Here is a 17438-nt window from a genome sequence, read left to right as displayed (position 1 = left end):
CATTTCCGCATGCGGGGGTTAGTCGTAGTGATGGTGACCGCGCTTGATCACGACGACCCGGTCGGCGTGATGATGGCGCCAGCCACGATGCCAGCCGTTGTCACGATGCTCGCGGAATTCGGCGCGCGCGCCATAGGGGCCGTGGTGATGATAGCCCTTTTTGATCACCACCGTTTCGGCGTTCGCCATCGACGGTGCGACGATCGCGAGCGCACCGAGCGCCGCAACGACATAGCCAAGCTTCTTCATGATGTCCTCCTCCAAATCAATGCAATTGAGAACCTCGCATGTGTACGAACGTTCCGGAGGAACTGCAGGAGAATTCTGAACGGCTGTTCAGCTATAAACTCATCCGCGTCAGGTGCTGTTGCCGCAGCGGCGCTGCGCAAGCGTCGGCTCACCCGTCCGCACGAACTTGCCGTCCCTGATGGAATAGCCGCCGCGCTGATCGCGATTGTAGATCGCGCGCAGGCTGCCGTCCTTCTGGAGCCTCAGGCCGAATTCGCGGGTCTGATGCAGGGAGGGAAAGAACACCATGATGTTGAGCACGCCGTCGGCATCGGTCGATGCTGCGACCACCTCGTTCTCGTCCTTGGCGTCGCCAAAGTTACGCTGGTACACGACACGACCGTCCTGCTTGATCTCGTAGGTGAGAACCGCGCCTCTGTCGCGATCGGGCGGCAACGAGCAGTCGATCGCCCAGGAGCCGAGCAGGCCCCATCGGATCACCGTCGTCGACAGTGTTTCGGCGCCGGCGGCGGGCGTTAGCACAGCCCAAAGAAGCGCAGCCGTCGCAAAGCGGCCCAAGCCGTAAGTCATGTTTTTTGGAAGCCCCAGCCCAACGAGGCCCAAGTCTAGCATCCCCCTCTCTGCCGTCTACCGGTCCGACTATCGTTCCGCTATTTGATCCGGGTCAATGAAGCCGCCGGAAACCTGTTCATAGTGTGGGGTTCGGGAGGCGATCGTGGATAGATCAATGCTGGAAGAAGTCGTCGATTTTGCAGGCGAGGCGCTGCCCGGCGCGAGCGCCGTTCCCCCTTATTCCGAGACCGAATTCCTGGCCGAACTCGGCGAGCGGGTGCGCTCTTCGCGCATGCGCTGCGACCTGTCGCGCCGGGAGCTGGCCCGGAGGTCGGGAATATCCGAGCGCTACATCGCCCAGATTGAGGGCGGCAAAGGCAACGTCTCGGTCGTGCTGTTGCTGCGCCTGGCCTCGGCGATTCATCGCAGTCAACGACAGGCCGCCTGACGCTCACTTGTAGAGACCGCCGCAATGGGACAGCTCGTTCTGGCGGCCAAGGTCACTCATGTCCCGTCGCTGATGCTGTCGGAGGTGCCGGGAAGCCCGCTGCGCGCCGCGCGCGAGCAGGCGGTCAATTCGCTGCGCGAGCTCGGCCGCCGAGCCAGGGAGCGCGGCGTCACCACCTTCGTGGTGTTCGACACCCACTGGCTTTCCAATTTCGGCTACCACATCAATGCCAATGCGCGGCATCGCGGCTCGTTCACGAGCCACGAGGCGCCACACATGATCCAGGATCTCCGCTACGACATGCCGGGTGACGCTGATCTGGCCAAGGCGATCGCGAGCAGCGCCGCGGATGCCGGCCTCAACGTCATCGCGCATGAGGTCGCGAGCCTCGGGCTGGAGTACGGCACGATCGTGCCGATGCACTACATGAATGCCGACGGCTGGGCGAAAGTGGTCTCGGTTGCCTCGCCGCTTTTCACCTCAGTCGAGGAGAGCCGGATCCTGGGCGAGGCGACCCGCCGCGCAATTGCGGTCTCCCGCGAGCGGGTGGCGATCCTCGCCTCCGGCTCGCTGTCGCACCGGCTGTGGCCGAACAAGAAGCTCGGACCGGAGGCCTGGACCAGCGTGGCGAGCGAGTTCAACCGCCAGGTCGATCTGCGCGTGCTCGAGCTCTGGCAAAGCCGCCGCTACCGCGAGTTCCTCGACATGCTTCCGGACTACGCCACCAAATGCAACGGCGAGGGCGGCATGGCCGACACCATCATGCTGTTCGCAGCGCTCGGCTGGTACGACTATCGCGGCGCTGCCGAGCAGCTCTGCGACTATTTTCCGTCGTCCGGCAGCGGCCAGGTGAACGTGGAGTTTCACGTCGAGGCGTAAACTCCTTCGATTTCAAGCCTGCGCCTTCTCCACATTGGCGCTTCGCGCCGGCACGCCAAACTCCTTGCGGCAGACTTCGGCGAGCACCGAAACGCCCTCGCGGATCTGCTGGTGCGTGGGGCTGGCAAAGCACAGCCGCAGGCGCGAGCAGGCGTATCCCTTGCTGGTCGACCATTCCGGGCCCGGATTGATTGAGACCCCGGCGGCAAGCGCCGCCTGATAGAGCTTCAACGTGTCGACATTGTCGGGCAGCTTCACCCAAAGGAAGATGCCGCCCTTGGGCTCCTCGAATTCCGCTGACGTGCCGAACTGCTCGTCCAGTGCCTCCATCAGCGTATCAAGCTTGGTGCGCAGCGCCTTGGTCAACGCCGGCACATGGGTGGCGAAATGCGGCTTGCAATATTCGGCGAGCACCATCTGCTCCAGCGCGCCCGAGCCGGCATCGGTCTTCAGCGCCAGCATCCGCGACATCACATTCCAGGGCGCGACGATGAAGCCGACGCGCAGCGCCGGCGCGATCGATTTCGAGAACGAGCCGATATGGATGACGCCGCCATTGGGGGCCATCGCGTAGATCGCCGGCGGCCGCTCGCCCGACCAGACGAGGTCGGCATAGCAATCGTCCTCGAAGATCGGCACGCCGAATTCGGCGGAGAGCTTCAACAGCTCGGCGCGGCGGCTCGCCGGCATGATGGACCCGGTCGGGTTCTGCACGGTCGGAATGGTGTAGATGTATTTTGGCCTGGTGCCGCGGCTCCTGAGGTCGGCGAGCGTCGGGGCCAGCACGTCCATCCGCATGCCGTCGTCATCAAGGGGAATGCCGATGGTGTTGACGCCGAGCCGCGTCAGCCGGTTCAGCGCTCCCTGATAAGTCTCCTGCTCGACGATCACGGTGTCGCCGCGCGCCAGCAGCGTATGGTTGACGAGATCGAGCGCCTGTAACGAGCCGGAGACGACCATGAGATCATCGACCGTGCAGGCGATGCCGGCATCGCGCTTCAGCTTTGTGCTCAAGAACTCGCGTAGCGGCAGGTAGCCCTGCGGGCCGTGCGCCAGGCCGTAGGTCGCGAGCGTCCGGCCCTCGCGCCGCAGGACGCTGTCGACCGCCGCGATCAACTCGTCCACCGGCACCTGCTCGGAGTCGTTGTTGCCGCCGACAAAACTGTATTTGGCAAGCCCCGTCCAGCGCGCAGAGGGAGCCGGCAGCCCCGGCGGGAACAGGGGCGCGAAATCGAAGCTGGACGACATGGACGTTTCCTCGTTCTGTTCTTGTTGAGCAGCCGGCGTTGCACCGGCCGCCTGTTACTTCTTGCCGGCCATCCGGGTCGGACGGCCCTGGCTGACGAAAGCGTAGTGCGCATTGGCGATGCCGCCAACCATCAAGGCTTCGACCACGGGCTCGGTGATCTCGCCCGTTGCCGCCCAGTCGACAATGAAATTGGCTCCGGTTCCGCCGCGGACGTCGTCGGTCGGGATGAAGACGGAGATCGTCGCCAGCGGCTTCAGCGCGACCGGTGCCTTCAGATAGCTCTCGACCATCTTGCCGGCGGTGTCGAAATAGGAAATCCGCTTCACGACCAGCGGCTGAGTCTCGGAGGCGTTGTGCACGCTCAAAGTCACCGAGAAATCGACGCGCAGCTTGCCCTGGCTCATCGCGACGCTGGAATAGGCCGGCACGTAGAAGCCGCCGGAGGTGCTCAGCTCCGCCTTCGGCATTGCCGTGAGCGAATCGGCAAAACTTTGCTCGATATTGACCTTGGATTGTGCGATTGCCGGTATCGCCAAGCCGAGCGAACATGAAAGGCCGGCTATCAAATAGAGCACGATTCGCATGTGACGAATTGCTCGCTTGCAGCCCCGGGGCTCGCCTCTAGGGTGCGGCAAAACGGACTGTTTGGACATGCACGAGCTCATTCGCGACATCACCCTCTGTATCCTGTTTGCCTGGATGCTGGGGCTTCTGGCCCATTTCTCCCGACAACCGCTGATCCTGGCCTACCTTATCGCCGGCTTTTGCATAGGTCCATTCGGTGCTGGCTGGGTCAAGTCGCAGGAATCAATCACGGTCATTTCCGAGCTCGGCCTGATCTTCATGCTGTTCATGATCGGGCTGGAGATCGACCTGAAGAAGATCGTGCGGGCCGGGCGGGTGATCCTGTTCGCGGCCGGCGGCCAGCTCATCGGTGGTTGTCTGCTCGGCATCCTGTTCTTCGTCGGCATCGGCCTGTCGCTCGGCGGCGGCCATTTCGACGCGGTCTATCTCTGCGTCGCCTGCGCGCTCTCCAGCACCGTCATCATCGTCAAGGTGCTCTACGAAAAGCGGGAGCTCGATACGCTGCCCGGGCGCATCACGCTCGGCGTCCTCGTGCTGCAGGACATCTTCGCGATCCTGTTCCTGGCGGTGCAGCCGAGCCTTGCGAACCTTCAGGTGACGGTCATCCTGCTCTCGATCGTCCGCGTCGCGGTGCTGGTGGCGGCCGCGCTTCTGGTCAGCCGCTATGTGCTGCCGCGCCTGTTCCACCAGATCGCCCGCCGCCCCGAGCTGATCCTGCTCGGCGCGCTCGCCTGGTGCTTTCTGGTCGCCGAGACCGCCGAGCGGCTGTCGCTGTCCCGCGAGATGGGCGCGTTGATTGCCGGCGTCTCGCTCTCGACCTTTCCGTATGCGCTGGACGTCACCGCAAAAGTCACGACGCTGCGGGACTTCTTTATCACGCTGTTCTTCGTCGCGCTCGGTATGACCATTCCGATCCCGAACATGTCCGTGATCGGGCTTGCCTTGACGATCGCGGCCTTCACGGTGGTCAGCCGCGTGGTCACGACGTTCCTGCCACTCTATTTGATGAAGCAGGGCCTGCGCGCGAGCCTCTTGCCTGCGATCAATCTGGCGCAGATCAGCGAGTTCTCGCTCGTCGTGATCCAGACCGGCGTCACCGACAACCACATTTCGACGCAGACCGCGAACGCGGCCTCCTTCGCCTTCGTGGTGCTGGCCGTGCTCTCGACCTTCGTGATGACGCGCAGCGACGAGATCACGCGCTGGGCGATCGGTCCGTTGAAGCGGATCGGCCTGCGCGATCTTGACCACGACCACGCGCAGGGCGAGGAGGGGCATGAAGGCGGCCATGGCGAGGCCCGCCGCATCGTCATCCTCGGCTTCTTCCGCGCCGCCAGCGCGTTGCTCGCGGAGATCGAGCGGCAGAACCCGCTGCTGCTGGAGCAGATCACGGTGATCGATTTCAACCCCAATGTGTACCAGACCCTGCTGGCGCGGGGCCTGCACGTGGTCTATGGCGACATCAGCAATGTCGACACGCTCGTGCACGCCGGCGTCGCCAAGTCCGAGATGATCGTTTTGAGCGTGCCGGATTCGCTGCTGAAGGGGGCCACCAACGAGAAGCTGGTCCGCCACGTCCGTACACTGAACCCGGATGCCCTGATCGTGGCCACCGCCGACCTCTTGTCCGACGTCGGCGAGCTCTATGCAGCCGGCGCGAGCTACGTCACCGTCACCCGGCTCAGCGATGCGCACGAGCTCTTCACGGTGCTGGAGGCGGCCCAGGCCGGCCTCCTCGAGGACAAGCGGGCCGAGCTCGATCTGCGTCTCAGCGAGCGTCGCGAAGTGTTGCCGTAAGCCCGTCTGGCGTCTTCCGCGGGCCCGGGCAGGGCCTATATGGCTGGTATGTTCGGTGCAAGCCTCGCCACGCCCGCTTCATGCCGCCCGGCGGCATGAGCCGTTGCGTCCGGGACACTAGCGCCGGGGCTTAAGTCCGGCTAAGCCTCCGGCCCATAACAGCCAGAGACTGGGAAATGCCCGATACCGTTCAGGAAGTTTTGCAGGCCTTCGCCAAGGGTGAGCTCGTCGTCGTGACCGACGACGAGGACCGGGAAGGCGAGGGCGATCTCATCGTTGCGGCCTCGCTTTGCACCGCCGAGAAGATGGCCTTCATCATCCGCCACACCTCCGGCATCGTCTGCGCGCCGGTCACGACCGAAGACGCGCGGCGCCTGCGGCTCGACCCGATGGTCGCCCATAACGACTCCGCCCACACCACGGCCTTCACGGTCTCGATCGACTACAAGCCCGACGGCGGCACCGGCATCTCGGCGGAGGAGCGCGCCTCGTGCTGCCGCGCGCTGTCCAATCCCAATGTCGGCGCCAGTGATTTCGCCCGTCCCGGTCACATCTTCCCGCTGATTGCCAAGGATGGCGGCGTGCTGCTGCGCTCGGGCCACACCGAGGCCGCAGTGGATCTCTGCAAGCTCTCCGGCCTCCCACCCGTTGGCGTGATCAGCGAACTGATGAACGACGACGGCAGCGTGATGAAGGGCGAGCAGGTCGCCCGCTTCGCCGCGCAGCACAAGCTCAAGCACGTCACGATTGCGGACATGATCGCTTATCGCCAGGCGCGCGAGAAGCTGATCGAGCGGGTCTCGACCTTCGTGACCGAAAGCCCGATCGGGCCGCTGCAGGGCTATGCCTACCGTTCGCCGTTCGATTCCATCGCCCATGTCGCCTTCGTCTACAACGGTGTCGGCGACGGCAAGAGGGTGCTGACGCGCTTCCACAAGCCGAACATCGTCAAGGAGATTTTTACCGGCCCGAAGCGCATTCAGGCCGTGCTCGAGCAGTTCAAGAAGGAAGGCCGCGGCGTCTTGATTTACTTGCGCGATGGCGCCGCCGGGGTACCGGTCGAGCCCTTGCCGAACGAGACATCGGCGGAGGCCGACCGCAACCGACAGTGGCGCGAGATCGGCGTCGGCGCGCAGATCCTGCGCGATCTCGGGGTGACCTCGATCCGCCATCTCACCTCGTCGGTGCACGACTACAAGGGTCTGTCCGGCTTCGGCATCGAGATCGTCTCGAACGAGCAACTGGAGAACTGACGGCCGCGCCCATAGGTGCAACGCAATTGCACTTGGCGCCGCGGCGTTTTAATTTGTCGGTCAATTTTTTGACGGAACCAGACGCGAAAGGACGTTTCATGAGCGTGCGCCCTCAGGCCAAGGACAAGCCGGCTGCGGCTTCTTTCCAGTGGGACGATCCGTTCCTGCTCGATGAGCAGCTTACCGAAGACGAACGCATGGTGCGCGATACCGCGCGCGCCTATGCCCAGGACAAGCTCCTGCCCCGCGTTACCAAGGCCTACCTGGAAGAGAAGACCGATCGCGAGATCTTCAACGAGATGGGTGAGCTCGGCCTGATCGGCATCACGCTGCCTGAGGAATATGGCTGCGCCAATGCGAGCTATGTCGCCTACGGCCTGGTCGCGCGTGAGATCGAGCGGGTGGACTCGGGCTATCGCTCGATGAACTCGGTGCAGTCCTCGCTGGTGATGTATCCAATCTACGCCTATGGCGACGAGAACCAGCGCAAGAAGTACCTGCCGAAGCTGGCGAGCGGCGAATGGGTCGGCTGCTTCGGCCTGACCGAGCCGGATGCCGGCTCCGATCCCGCCGGGATGAAGACCCGCGCCGAAAAGGTGTCGGACGGCTACCGTCTTACTGGCAGCAAGATGTGGATCTCGAACGCGCCGATCGCCGACGTGTTCGTGGTCTGGGCCAAGTCGGCCGAGCACGACAACCAGATCCGGGGCTTCGTGCTGGAGAAGGGCATGAAGGGCCTCTCCGCGCCCAAGATCGGCGGCAAGCTGTCCTTGCGCGCCTCCATCACCGGCGAGGTCGTGATGGACGGCGTCGTGGTTCCCGAGGATGCGCTGCTGCCCAACGTCTCCGGCCTGAAGGGGCCGTTCGGCTGTCTCAACCGCGCCCGCTACGGCATCTCCTGGGGCGCGCTGGGGGCTGCGGAAGACTGCATGCACCGCGCCCGGCAGTACACGCTCGACCGCAAGCAGTTCGGCAAGCCGCTCGCCGCGACCCAGCTCGTGCAGAAGAAGCTCGCGGACATGGAGACCGAGATCGCGCTGGGCCTGCAGGCCTCCTTGCGGGTCGGCCGGCTGATGGACGAGGGCAAATTCGCGCCCGAGATGATCTCGATCGTCAAGCGCAACAATTGCGGCAAGGCCCTCGACATTGCTCGCGTCGCCCGCGACATGCACGGCGGCAACGGCATCTCGATCGAGTATCACGTGATGCGCCACGTCCATAACCTCGAGACGGTCAACACCTATGAGGGCACCCACGACGTCCACGCCCTGATCCTGGGCCGCGCGATCACGGGCATTCAGGCGTTTTTCTAACTACGTTCTCCGTCATTCCGGGGCGCGCAAAGCGCGAACCCCAATTCGCAGTTGCGAATTGTGGAATCTCGGACTGCATCGCTCCTGTTCATCGAGATTCCGGGTCTGACCCTGACGGGTCATCCCGGAATGACGTCCAAGAACAACGAAGAAGCCATGTCCGATAACGACGACGTCCCGTTCAACCGCAACTTCCCGCTCAAGCCAGGCATCGTCGAAGAGGTGCGTCCCGGCGTGCGGCGCGTCCTCTGCAACAATCCGAGCCCGTTCACCTTCACCGGCACGGTCAGCTACATCGTTGGCACCGGCAAGGTCGCGATCATCGATCCCGGCCCGGACGATGCGGCGCATGCGGCGGCCCTGCTTGATGCGGTCAAGGGTGAGACCGTCACCCACATCCTCGTGACCCACACCCATCGCGACCACTCGCCCAACACCTCCCGGATCAAGCAGGCGACCGGCGCGACGGTCTACGCCGAGGGCCCGCACCGCGCCTCGCGCCCGCGCTTCGAGAGCGAGAAGCACAATCCGGAGTCGGGCTCCGACCGCGACTTCGCACCCGACGTGAAGGTGGCGCATGGCGACGTCATCGAAGGCGCCGGCTGGCGGCTCGAGGCTGTGGCGACGCCCGGCCACACCGCCAACCATCTCGCCTTCGCCTGGCCCGAGCGAAAGTTCAATTTCGTCGGCGATCACGTGATGGGCTGGTCGACCTCGATCGTGGCGCCGCCCGATGGTTCGATGATCGACTACATGGACTCGCTCGACCGGCTCGCCGCGCGCGAGGAGGATCTGTATTTCTCCGGCCACGGCGCGGAGATTCCGGAAGGGCCGCGCTACGTGCGCTTCCTGATACGCCACCGCAAGGCACGCGAGGCCTCGATCCTGCATCGGCTCGCCAAGGGCGAGGCCGACATCCCGACCATGGTGCGGGCGATCTATATCGGCATCGATCCGAGGCTGACCACCGCGGCGGGCTATTCCGTGCTGGCGCATCTGGAAGACCTCGTCGCCCGCGGCGTTGTGGCGACGGATGGCGACCCCGTAATCGGCGGGACGTACCGAATGGCGTGACGCTATCGCGTCACTTCTTCACCGTCTTGGCGGCCGGCTTGGCCGGCGCCACCGGCGTCTTCTTGACCGGCTTGAGGGCGTCGGCATCGGCGGCGGTGTTGAGATCGTCGATGAACTTGCTGACCCGCGCGGCGTTGCTGCCGAGGTCGCTCTCGAAATAGCGCGAGGCGGAGCGGATATCGACGCGGGAATCCTCGCCGTCGGCGACCACCCGGATCGAGACGTCCTCGCGAAAGCCCATGATCGGCGATCGTGCTACCGCCTCGATGCGGCCGACTCGGCGCGGCGGCTGCGGCGCGCGCTCGTCGATGACCAGCCATTTGCGCTTGTTGACGAGTTGCAGCGCGATCGCATAGGCGCGGTCGGCGGAAATCTCGAGCTCGACCGGCTCGATCTCGGGATAGAAATGACGCTGCTGCTCGGCCGAATAGAGGCCGGCATAGACCGCCGGGTTGGCGCCTTCGCCGGTGCGCAAGCGCGCCAGCGCCTCAAACCGCGGCGGGTCGATCGGGTCGGTGGTGATGTCGTGGATCGCCGGCAGCTTGCGGTATTGCAGGGCAAGGTAGGCGGGATAGGCGAGGATCAGCCCGTTGATCAGAAAGGCGAGCAGGATGCGCGCCATGCCGCGCGAGCCGTTCTGCCAGATCGCGGCAAAGCCCGCGAGCCCGAGCAGGATGGAGAGCGCGGCGATGGCCAATCCGCCGAAGAAGGTCGCGAGCGCCGGCTTGATCTCCAGAAAGCCGAAGCGGACGATGATGACGGAGACCACCACAGCCACCACCGCGAACACGGCCAGGTTTCGCGACCAGGTCGCGAGACTGGACACGGGCTCCGATTGGTAGGGAGCGGAAAACCTGCGGGCCATCGATCGAGCTCTGCTGGGGGGTTAGGTCGCTGCCGCGCGAAATCTCCGGGGCGGCCATCTGGCCAGTTGAGACCATGCCCGGACGGCAAATTCAAGGGATTCGGGCTGCCGCACCCTGTCATTCCGGGGCGGCTCGAAGAGCCGAACCCGGAATCTCGAGATTCCGGGTCTGGTCCTTCGGACCATCCCGGAATGACGATGGATGTTGCGTCTTACGCCGCCGCGTTCGGGAAGCGGTAATCCTTGAACTGGTCGCGGAGCGCCGTCTTCAGGATCTTGCCGGTCGCGGTGTGCGGAATGCCGTCGACGAAGGCGACGTCATCGGGCATCCACCATTTCGCGATCTTCCCGTCCATGAACTTCAGGATGTCCTCGCGCGTGGCCTGCTGGCCCTGCTTGAGCTGCACGATCAGGAGCGGGCGCTCGTCCCATTTGGGGTGGTAGACGCCGATTACGGCGGCTTCCGCCACGGCGGGGTGGCCGACTGCCAGGTTCTCCAGATCGATCGAGGAGATCCACTCGCCGCCGGACTTGATCACGTCCTTGGAACGGTCGGTGATCCGCATATAGCCGTCCTGGTCGACGGTGGAGACGTCGCCGGTGTCGAAGAAGCCCTCGCCGTCGAGAATGCTGGCGTCGAGGCGGTAATAGGCCTTGGCAACGGCCGGACCCGAGACCTTGAGGCGGCCAAAAGTCTTGCCGTCCCAGGGCAGCTCCTTGCCGGCATCATCGGTGATCTTCATGCGCACGCCGAAGGGCGGGTAGCCCTGGGTCTGGAGCACGTCGAGCCGCGCATCGCCGGACGTCTCGGCGAACGGCGGTTTGAGCGCGGCCACCGTGCCGATCGGGCTCATCTCGGTCATGCCCCAGGCGTGGCGCACGCCCACGCCCATGTCGACGAAGGACTTGATCATCGAGCGCGGCATCGCCGAGCCGCCGCACACCACCATCTTCAGATGCGGCAGCTTCAGATTGTTGGCGGCCATATGCTGGAGGAGCATCAGCCACACCGTCGGCACGCCGGCGGTATGTGTCACTTTCTCGGTCGAGAGCAGCTCGTAGACGGAGGCGCCGTCGAGCTTGGCGCCGGGCATCACGAGCTTGGTGCCCTGCGAGGGCGCGGAGAAGGCGATGCCCCAGCTATTGGCGTGGAACAGCGGCACCACCGGCAACATCGCCTCCGAGGCACTGGTGCCCAGGGCGTCGACATTGTTGGCCATCAGGGCGTGCAGCACGTTGGAGCGGTGCGAGTACAACACGCCCTTGGGGTCGCCCGTCGTGCCGGACGTGTAGCACATCGCGGCCGCGGTGTTCTCGTCAAAGTCCTTCCAGGTGAACTTGCCGTCGGCTTGCGCGATCCAGTCCTCATAGGCCACCGCGTTCTTCAGCTTGGTCTCCGGCATGTGCGCCTTGTCGGTGAGGACGACGTAGCGCTCGACGCTCGGCAGCTTGTCGGCAAGCTTCTCCAGGACGGGAACGAAGGTGATGTCGGTCATCACGATGCGATCCTGCGCATGGTTGATGATCCAGGCGATCTGCTCGGGGAAAAGCCGCGGGTTGACGGTGTGGCAGATGGCGCCGATGCCCATGATGCCGTACCAGACCTCGAGGTGACGCCAGGTGTTCCAGGCGATGGTGGCGACACGGTCGCCGAGCTTGATGCCGTCGCGCTCCAGCATCTGCGAGACCTTGAGCGCGCGGGTGTGGATCTCGGCATAGTTGGTGCGATGGATCGGTCCCTCGACCGAGCGGGTGACGACCTCCTGCTTGCCATGAATTTTTGCGGCGTGTTCGATGATCCGGTGGCAAAGCAGGGGCCAATCTTGCATCAAACCAAGCATTCCGACGTTCCTCCGATTATTCGCTGGACTTGTTATCGCCCTCAGCGCAGGCCAAAAACTTGTCATGAATTTTAGCCTGCGGAACCATCGCCGCAAATGGTCTTGTCGCGGCTTTATGTCCGCCGGTGCGGCAATGGTTACCGTTGCGCTGGGCGCGGCCGTGGCGCTGACAGAGCCGGCGCAGGCGCGAAAATATACCGCGCCGCTCGACCTGTTCGGCTTCGGCGCACCCAAGAGCACGCCAATGCGGCGCGGGGCGGTTCACACCGCGAAGATTCCGCTGCCGCGGCCGCGCCCGGCGGAGGCGCCGAAGGCCGTTCCGCACGCTCCCGCAGAAGAAGAGAGGCCCGCGGCCGAGAAGCCGTCGGAACCGGCCGCGCCTGCCGAGCGGCAGCTATCTGCCTGCCGGCAGGCGCTGACCGAAGACATCGCCGTCGCGCCCTCCATCCCCGACATCAAGGGGCCCGGCGGCTGCGGCGGCGAGGATTTGGTGCGGCTGGAAGCGATCGTGCTGCCCGACAAGCGGAAGGTGTCGGTCAAGCCCGCGGCGGTGCTTCGCTGCACCATGGCGTCGACGATTGCCGACTGGGTGCGGTCCGACATGGCGCCGCTTGCGGCAAGCCTGGGCTCCACCATCAGCGACCTCGACAATTTCGACTCCTTCGAGTGCCGCGGCCGCAACCGCATCGCCGGCGCGATGCTGTCGGAGCACGGCCGCGCCAATGCGCTCGACGTGCGCGCCTTCAAGCTCGCCAACGGACAGTCGATCAACCTGACCGATCGCAACGTGGCGCGGGACGTGCGCGAGCGCGTGCTGCATTCGGTCTGCTCGCGCTTTTCGACCGTGCTGGGGCCGGGATCGGATTGGTATCACGAGGACCACATCCATCTCGATCTCATGCAGCGGCGCAACGACTACCGCATCTGCCAGTGGAACGTCTGGGATCCGCTACCGCAGGTCGCGCCGCGCCTGCCGGCCGAGCGGCCGGAGGAGGCCCCGCCGCGCGAGGTTGCCGCCAAAACTGACGGGGCGAAGGCGGACGGGGCGAAGGACGGCGCCGATTTGCCGGCTGCCAAGCCGGACGCCACGCCGAAGGAGGCGCCTGCGGACGAGCCCGAGCCGTCACGCAAGCCGGCAACAAAAAAGCGCCGGTGAAAACCGGCGCTTCTGGGAAATCTTCAGGACCGTTCCAGCTAGAAGGAATTGGTGCCGCCACCCTGCAGCGCGAGCCGCGAATTGTAGGGGGAGTCGCCGTGCTTCGGCTCGAGCACGACCACGATGGTGCCGACCTTGACGCGGTTGTAGAGGTCGATCGCGTCCTCATTGGTCATGCGGATGCAGCCAGATGAGATCGAAGCGCCAATATATTCAGGCTGGTTGGTCCCGTGGATGCGGAACAGCGTGTCCTTGCCGCCCGAGTAGAGATACATCGCGCGGGAGCCCATCGGATTGTCCGGGCCCGGCGCCACGAAGGTCGGCACGCCCAGGCGCGAGATTTCGCTCGGGGTCGGGTGCCAGGCCGGCCACTCGGTCATGCTGCCGATCTTGGCAATGCCCGACCAGGCCATGGCTTCTTCGCCGACGGTGATGCCGTAGCGGATCGCCTTGCCGCCATCCATCACGTAGTAGAGGTAGTGATTGTCGGAATCGACCACGATCGAACCGGGCGACTCCTTACGGTGATACTCCACGATCGCGCGGCGGAAGGGCTCCGCAACCGGCGTCTTCACGTAGCTCACCTTGGAGAGCAAATCCTTGTCACGCGGCTTGAAGTTCTGCGTGTTAGTTGCCTCATAGGTTGTGGCCTGCATGCAGCCTGACAACATCAGGCCGGTGGCCACAATCCCAAACGTAACTTTCAGCGACGACATGGTTTGGTTCCAATCGAAACAAGCCGCTCGCAAAACCTGAGTTTCGCACCCAAGTTCCACGACTCCGTTAATCCCCGCATTATCGTCGAATTCTGCCACAATTCCAGCGTTTAGGGCCTTTTCCCGCGCTGCAAGACGCCAGCTGTGGCTTTTTTGCCGCAAGTTTTTCGACTCCGGGCAGTTTTTTGGGCAAGAGATGCCCAACTGTCGAAACCGTGCCACGCTTGCGCCGCTTGGCCGCCACAAATGCGAATGCTCCGTTAATGTGGCTGTCATCTTGGACTTGTCAGAATCGGGCTAAGGGCTCTTGGTCATCGCGCGCGGCCCTTGGTTGGAGTTGTTCATGTTTTCGGTGTTTGTTCCCTCCGAGTCCTCCCTGAAGAAGGTGGTCGTCGATAATCTCGCGGCGATGCCTGAGAATGCGGTGTGGATCGACCTGGTCAGTCCAACGGCCGCGGAGGACAAGGCGGTCGAACGGCTCGCGGGCATTGCCATCCCGACCCGGGAAGACATGCAGGAGATCGAGATCTCCAGCCGCCTCTATATTGAGAACGGCGCGCGCTACATGACGGCGACGCTGATGTGCCAGTCCGACACCGACATGCCCCGAACCACGGCCGTCACCTTCATCCTCGGCGACCACCGCCTGGTGACCGTCCGCTACGATCAGCCCAAGCCGTTCTCGCTGGTCGAAGCCAAGCTTGCCCGGTCCTGCACGCCGGCCCTCACGGGTGAGATGGTGCTGATGGAACTCCTGGACGCGGTGATCGACCGCTGCGCCGACATTCTCGAGCGCTGCGGGGCCGAGATCGACCAGGTCTCGCACGACATCTTCGAGCCTGAGAGCGAGCGCCATGGCCATGCCAAGCAATATTCCCAGATTCTGATCGCGATCGGCCGCAAGGGCGACCTGACCTCCAAGGTTCGCGAAAGCCTGGTCTCGATCGGCCGCGTCGTCGCGTTCCTTTCGGCGATCGTGGAGGGCGTGAAATGGTCCAAGGACATGCGCGAGCAGCTCAAGACCATGCAGCGCGACGTGAGCTCGCTGACCGATCACGCCTCTTATCTCTCCAACAAGATCACCTTCGTGCTCGACGCCATGCTCGGCGTCGTCAATCTCGAGCAGAACAACATCATCAAGCTGTTCTCGGTCATGGCTGTTGTCCTGATGCCACCGACGCTGATCGCCTCGATCTACGGCATGAACTTCAAGATGATGCCGGAACTCGAATGGGTCCACGGCTATCCGATGGCGCTGGTGATGATGCTGATCGCGGCGATCGTGCCGTACTGGATCTTCAAATGGAAGAAGTGGCTCTAGAGCATCACCCGGAACCGATGCGCTAACGCAAGTGTGCAGCGGTTCTCTCGCGCGACAAATGCCGAGCGCGTTTGCGCGGAGATCATGCTCAAACAAAGATAGTGACCGAGACCTTACGCCCGTCGCAGAGAGACGGCGGATGGTGTCGCAGAATAGATCGGGATTCTGGCCGCGCGGTGACGCGTCACAGTCGCCCCAATTCCTCCGGTAAAATTTGAGCGGTGGGCTGAACGTTTGGGCGAAACTTGTCTGCGATAAGCAGGGTGTAGCCGCGAGGAACAGCCATGGTTGAAAAACACATAACGTCGCCCCGCAACGTCATCGATCTGGCAAGCTATCGTCAGGTCGTGGCGAGCGGCAAGGCGCCGTCGTTGTCGGCACGGCTGTGCCGGCACTGTGGTGCACCGCTGCTCGACGGCGAGAACGACGACGACTGCTCGACTGCGTTCAACATGGCCGCTCCGCGGCTGCGGGAACCGTCGCGTCGTATTCGCGCCGATTGAGAGACGGAAGGGTCAAGGCAATCCAGGTCTTGCGGCGGCCTTGTCTGGATTGCCTTGCTTCCGTGTTCCGCGGCAAATCCTCTAGCGCTTGATGATCTGCGCCGTTGACACGATGGTCTCGGCGATCAGGCCGTCGCGGCTGAAGGAAGCCAGGCATTCCCTGACATCGCGCAGCATGGCCTCGACATTGTCGCCCAACACCTCCGGCGAAGACGACGAGTAGGTGAGGGTGCGCCGTACCAGGTCCTCGACGTTGACCGCGTGGCTCGTCTCGACCGTGACGAGCTCGGCAGGCTGAAAGGCGCTGCTACGAAAGAACGCGGGAAGGTCGCGGTGGGCCCGCGTGCCGCGGCCGGCCTCTTCCCAGAGGCGAGCCGGAGACCAGCGGCGGCGGACTTCATTGTAGCCATCAAGCCAGGGGTTGCGACCATCGGTGGCTGAGAAGGATGCGCAGATCAGAATCGCGCCGTCGCTCGCGACCAGCCGCTCCAGCAGCGCAAGCGTCGGCTCCCGATCCATCCAATGCAGCGCGCGGCCGATCGTCACGACGTCAAAGCTGCCGATGCCGGAGGCAAGCGTCTCGGCCTTGCCTTCGATCAGCGTGAGCGCGTGGCCTGCGCGCGCGGCCGCGTGTCGCGCCGCATCGAGCATTTCGGGTTCAGGGTCGACGCCGACGATGCGGCCGACATAGGCAGCGAAGCCAAGTGCCAGCAGTCCGGGTCCGGTGCCCAGATCGATCAGGGCGCATCGTTTGGAGAGGCCGAGCTCTTGCGCGACGCTGCGAAAGAACTCGGGCGGGTAAGGCGGCCGCAACTCCTCATAGAGTGATGCCGTGCTCGCAAACCGGCCCATGCTTTGCCTGCGATCCGCCTAAACGTGCTGCCCGCCGTTGATGTGGATCTCGGCACCATTCACGTAGGACGACGTCTCTGTACACAGCACGTAGATGATCTTGGCGACCTCGTCCGGTGTGCCGAGCCGGTGCATCGGGATCTGTTGGTCGACAATCTTCTCGGTGCCGGGCGACAGGATCGAGGTGTCGATCTCGCCCGGGGCGATCGCATTGACGCGCACGCCGACGCGGCCGAAGTCCGAGGCCATCTCGCGCGTCAGTGCTGCGAGCGCGGCCTTGGAGGTGGCGTAAGCGGCGCCCGCGAATGGGTGCACGCGCGAGCCGGCGATCGAGGTGACGTTCACGACCGAGCCCTTGGCGGCCTTCAATTCCTCGATCAGGCCACGCGCGATCATGATTGGTGCGAAGAAGTTGACGTGAAACACATGCGTCCAGGTGTCGAGGTCGGTATCGACGGAGCCGAGCCGCGAGCCGCCTGGACCCTTCGGCGAGATCGCGGCGTTATTGACCAGCGCGTGCAGCGCGCCGCCTTCGAGCCGGTTGCGGATGTCGGAGATCGCGCGCGCGGTGTCCTCGGGGTCGGCAAGGTCGACCTGGATGTGATCCTCAGGCCCCGCGTCCCACGGGCAATCTTCCGGAAACGGATGCCGCGAGCAGGTGATGACGCGCCAGCCGGCGGAGGAGAAGCGGATCACGGTGGCATGGCCGATGCCGCGGCTGGCCCCGGTCAGGAGCAGCGTGCGTCGGGGCACGTTGGATGCATGCGGCATTGAGGTCTTTCAGT

The 17438-nt window shown here is 64.2% G+C and carries 18 protein-coding genes; 9 read left to right on the top strand and 9 right to left on the bottom strand.

What is annotated here, in order from left to right; translation table 11 throughout:
- Positions 1-18: 18 nt before the first annotated feature.
- Positions 19-249: a hypothetical protein gene (locus JQ632_RS05860; protein WP_212401336.1), complete on the bottom strand. Its 231-nt coding sequence runs from the start codon at positions 247-249 to the stop codon at positions 19-21.
- A 108-nt stretch (positions 250-357) separates the two neighbouring features.
- On the bottom strand, positions 358-819 hold the full coding sequence (locus JQ632_RS05855; RefSeq protein WP_212401335.1) for a hypothetical protein: 462 nt from the start codon (positions 817-819) through the stop codon (positions 358-360).
- Positions 820-976: 157 nt separating this feature from the next.
- Here JQ632_RS05855 and JQ632_RS05850 point away from each other — a divergent pair, with 157 nt between their 5' ends.
- Positions 977-1249, top strand: a complete 273-nt coding sequence (locus JQ632_RS05850; RefSeq protein ID WP_212401334.1) for a helix-turn-helix domain-containing protein — start codon at positions 977-979, stop codon at positions 1247-1249.
- 24 nt (positions 1250-1273) lie between these two features.
- Positions 1274-2128 carry a 3,4-dihydroxyphenylacetate 2,3-dioxygenase gene (hpaD, locus tag JQ632_RS05845; RefSeq protein ID WP_212401333.1) on the top strand — a complete coding sequence of 285 codons (855 nt, stop codon included), beginning with the start codon at positions 1274-1276 and terminating at the stop codon, positions 2126-2128.
- A gap of 12 nt (positions 2129-2140) precedes the next feature.
- Here the strand turns inward: hpaD and JQ632_RS05840 are convergent, their stop codons facing one another.
- Together JQ632_RS05840 and JQ632_RS05835 are read right to left on the bottom strand one after the other, a co-directional pair.
- Positions 2141-3376: a PLP-dependent aminotransferase family protein gene (locus tag JQ632_RS05840; RefSeq protein ID WP_212401332.1), complete on the bottom strand. Its 1236-nt coding sequence runs from the start codon at positions 3374-3376 to the stop codon at positions 2141-2143.
- A gap of 54 nt (positions 3377-3430) precedes the next feature.
- Positions 3431-3961, bottom strand: a complete 531-nt coding sequence (locus tag JQ632_RS05835) for a DUF3124 domain-containing protein (protein ID WP_212401331.1) — start codon at positions 3959-3961, stop codon at positions 3431-3433.
- Between the two features lie 67 nt (positions 3962-4028).
- Here JQ632_RS05835 and JQ632_RS05830 point away from each other — a divergent pair, with 67 nt between their 5' ends.
- The 4 genes from JQ632_RS05830 to JQ632_RS05815 all read left to right on the top strand — a co-directional run bounded on the left by JQ632_RS05830 (position 4029) and on the right by JQ632_RS05815 (position 9399).
- Complete coding sequence (locus JQ632_RS05830) at positions 4029-5759, top strand: cation:proton antiporter (protein ID WP_212401330.1); 1731 nt, start codon at positions 4029-4031, stop codon at positions 5757-5759.
- 176 nt (positions 5760-5935) lie between these two features.
- On the top strand, positions 5936-7012 hold the full coding sequence (ribB, locus tag JQ632_RS05825) for a 3,4-dihydroxy-2-butanone-4-phosphate synthase (RefSeq protein ID WP_212401329.1): 1077 nt from the start codon (positions 5936-5938) through the stop codon (positions 7010-7012).
- 98 nt (positions 7013-7110) lie between these two features.
- Complete coding sequence (locus JQ632_RS05820) at positions 7111-8325, top strand: acyl-CoA dehydrogenase (RefSeq protein WP_212401328.1); 1215 nt, start codon at positions 7111-7113, stop codon at positions 8323-8325.
- Positions 8326-8481: 156 nt separating this feature from the next.
- Complete coding sequence (locus JQ632_RS05815) at positions 8482-9399, top strand: MBL fold metallo-hydrolase (RefSeq protein ID WP_212401327.1); 918 nt, start codon at positions 8482-8484, stop codon at positions 9397-9399.
- 10 nt (positions 9400-9409) lie between these two features.
- Here the strand turns inward: JQ632_RS05815 and JQ632_RS05810 are convergent, their stop codons facing one another.
- Both JQ632_RS05810 and JQ632_RS05805 read right to left on the bottom strand, forming a co-directional pair.
- Positions 9410-10264 (bottom strand): DUF1499 domain-containing protein, encoded by an 855-nt coding sequence (locus JQ632_RS05810; RefSeq protein ID WP_212401326.1) that lies wholly within the window; start codon positions 10262-10264, stop codon positions 9410-9412.
- Between the two features lie 212 nt (positions 10265-10476).
- Positions 10477-12105: a fatty-acid--CoA ligase gene (locus tag JQ632_RS05805; protein WP_212401325.1), complete on the bottom strand. Its 1629-nt coding sequence runs from the start codon at positions 12103-12105 to the stop codon at positions 10477-10479.
- A gap of 64 nt (positions 12106-12169) precedes the next feature.
- On the opposite strand from JQ632_RS05805, the gene JQ632_RS05800 reads away from it, so the two are divergent.
- The gene (locus JQ632_RS05800) at positions 12170-13261 is read left to right on the top strand and encodes an extensin family protein (protein ID WP_212401324.1); all 1092 of its coding nucleotides are present in this window, start codon (positions 12170-12172) and stop codon (positions 13259-13261) included.
- A 38-nt stretch (positions 13262-13299) separates the two neighbouring features.
- On the opposite strand, the gene JQ632_RS05795 is transcribed toward JQ632_RS05800, so the two are convergent.
- A complete protein-coding gene (locus JQ632_RS05795) occupies positions 13300-13977 on the bottom strand; it encodes a L,D-transpeptidase (protein WP_212401323.1) in 678 nt (225 codons plus the stop codon).
- Positions 13978-14320: 343 nt separating this feature from the next.
- Here JQ632_RS05795 and JQ632_RS05790 point away from each other — a divergent pair, with 343 nt between their 5' ends.
- Entirely contained in the window at positions 14321-15298 is a 978-nt protein-coding gene (locus JQ632_RS05790) for a magnesium transporter CorA family protein (RefSeq protein WP_212401322.1), read from the top strand.
- Positions 15299-15582: 284 nt separating this feature from the next.
- Positions 15583-15801 carry a hypothetical protein gene (locus JQ632_RS05785; RefSeq protein ID WP_212401321.1) on the top strand — a complete coding sequence of 73 codons (219 nt, stop codon included), beginning with the start codon at positions 15583-15585 and terminating at the stop codon, positions 15799-15801.
- 81 nt (positions 15802-15882) lie between these two features.
- Here the strand turns inward: JQ632_RS05785 and JQ632_RS05780 are convergent, their stop codons facing one another.
- Both JQ632_RS05780 and JQ632_RS05775 read right to left on the bottom strand, forming a co-directional pair.
- The gene (locus tag JQ632_RS05780; protein WP_212401320.1) at positions 15883-16653 is read right to left on the bottom strand and encodes a class I SAM-dependent methyltransferase; all 771 of its coding nucleotides are present in this window, start codon (positions 16651-16653) and stop codon (positions 15883-15885) included.
- An 18-nt stretch (positions 16654-16671) separates the two neighbouring features.
- Entirely contained in the window at positions 16672-17424 is a 753-nt protein-coding gene (locus JQ632_RS05775; RefSeq protein WP_212401319.1) for an SDR family NAD(P)-dependent oxidoreductase, read from the bottom strand.
- Positions 17425-17438: the final 14 nt, after the last annotated feature.

It is taken from the genome of Bradyrhizobium liaoningense (assembly GCF_018130955.1).
In the GTDB taxonomy this organism is placed as follows: Bacteria; Pseudomonadota; Alphaproteobacteria; order Rhizobiales; family Xanthobacteraceae; genus Bradyrhizobium; species Bradyrhizobium liaoningense_C.
Note: the sequence above shows the minus strand (reverse complement) of the source record. Positions and strands in the feature narration are given on the sequence as shown.

Coding starts and splice junctions, on each gene's coding strand:
- JQ632_RS05860 (WP_212401336.1), bottom strand. CDS start 249: ATGAAGAAGCTTGGCTATGTCGTTGCGGCGCTCGGTGCGCTCGCGATC.
- JQ632_RS05855 (WP_212401335.1), bottom strand. CDS start 819: ATGACTTACGGCTTGGGCCGCTTTGCGACGGCTGCGCTTCTTTGGGCT.
- JQ632_RS05850 (WP_212401334.1), top strand. CDS start 977: ATGCTGGAAGAAGTCGTCGATTTTGCAGGCGAGGCGCTGCCCGGCGCG.
- hpaD (WP_212401333.1), top strand. CDS start 1,274: ATGGGACAGCTCGTTCTGGCGGCCAAGGTCACTCATGTCCCGTCGCTG.
- JQ632_RS05840 (WP_212401332.1), bottom strand. CDS start 3,376: ATGTCGTCCAGCTTCGATTTCGCGCCCCTGTTCCCGCCGGGGCTGCCG.
- JQ632_RS05835 (WP_212401331.1), bottom strand. CDS start 3,961: ATGCGAATCGTGCTCTATTTGATAGCCGGCCTTTCATGTTCGCTCGGC.
- JQ632_RS05830 (WP_212401330.1), top strand. CDS start 4,029: ATGCACGAGCTCATTCGCGACATCACCCTCTGTATCCTGTTTGCCTGG.
- ribB (WP_212401329.1), top strand. CDS start 5,936: ATGCCCGATACCGTTCAGGAAGTTTTGCAGGCCTTCGCCAAGGGTGAG.
- JQ632_RS05820 (WP_212401328.1), top strand. CDS start 7,111: ATGAGCGTGCGCCCTCAGGCCAAGGACAAGCCGGCTGCGGCTTCTTTC.
- JQ632_RS05815 (WP_212401327.1), top strand. CDS start 8,482: ATGTCCGATAACGACGACGTCCCGTTCAACCGCAACTTCCCGCTCAAG.
- JQ632_RS05810 (WP_212401326.1), bottom strand. CDS start 10,264: ATGGCCCGCAGGTTTTCCGCTCCCTACCAATCGGAGCCCGTGTCCAGT.
- JQ632_RS05805 (WP_212401325.1), bottom strand. CDS start 12,105: ATGCTTGGTTTGATGCAAGATTGGCCCCTGCTTTGCCACCGGATCATC.
- JQ632_RS05800 (WP_212401324.1), top strand. CDS start 12,170: ATGAATTTTAGCCTGCGGAACCATCGCCGCAAATGGTCTTGTCGCGGC.
- JQ632_RS05795 (WP_212401323.1), bottom strand. CDS start 13,977: ATGTCGTCGCTGAAAGTTACGTTTGGGATTGTGGCCACCGGCCTGATG.
- JQ632_RS05790 (WP_212401322.1), top strand. CDS start 14,321: ATGTTTTCGGTGTTTGTTCCCTCCGAGTCCTCCCTGAAGAAGGTGGTC.
- JQ632_RS05785 (WP_212401321.1), top strand. CDS start 15,583: ATGGTTGAAAAACACATAACGTCGCCCCGCAACGTCATCGATCTGGCA.
- JQ632_RS05780 (WP_212401320.1), bottom strand. CDS start 16,653: ATGGGCCGGTTTGCGAGCACGGCATCACTCTATGAGGAGTTGCGGCCG.
- JQ632_RS05775 (WP_212401319.1), bottom strand. CDS start 17,424: ATGCCGCATGCATCCAACGTGCCCCGACGCACGCTGCTCCTGACCGGG.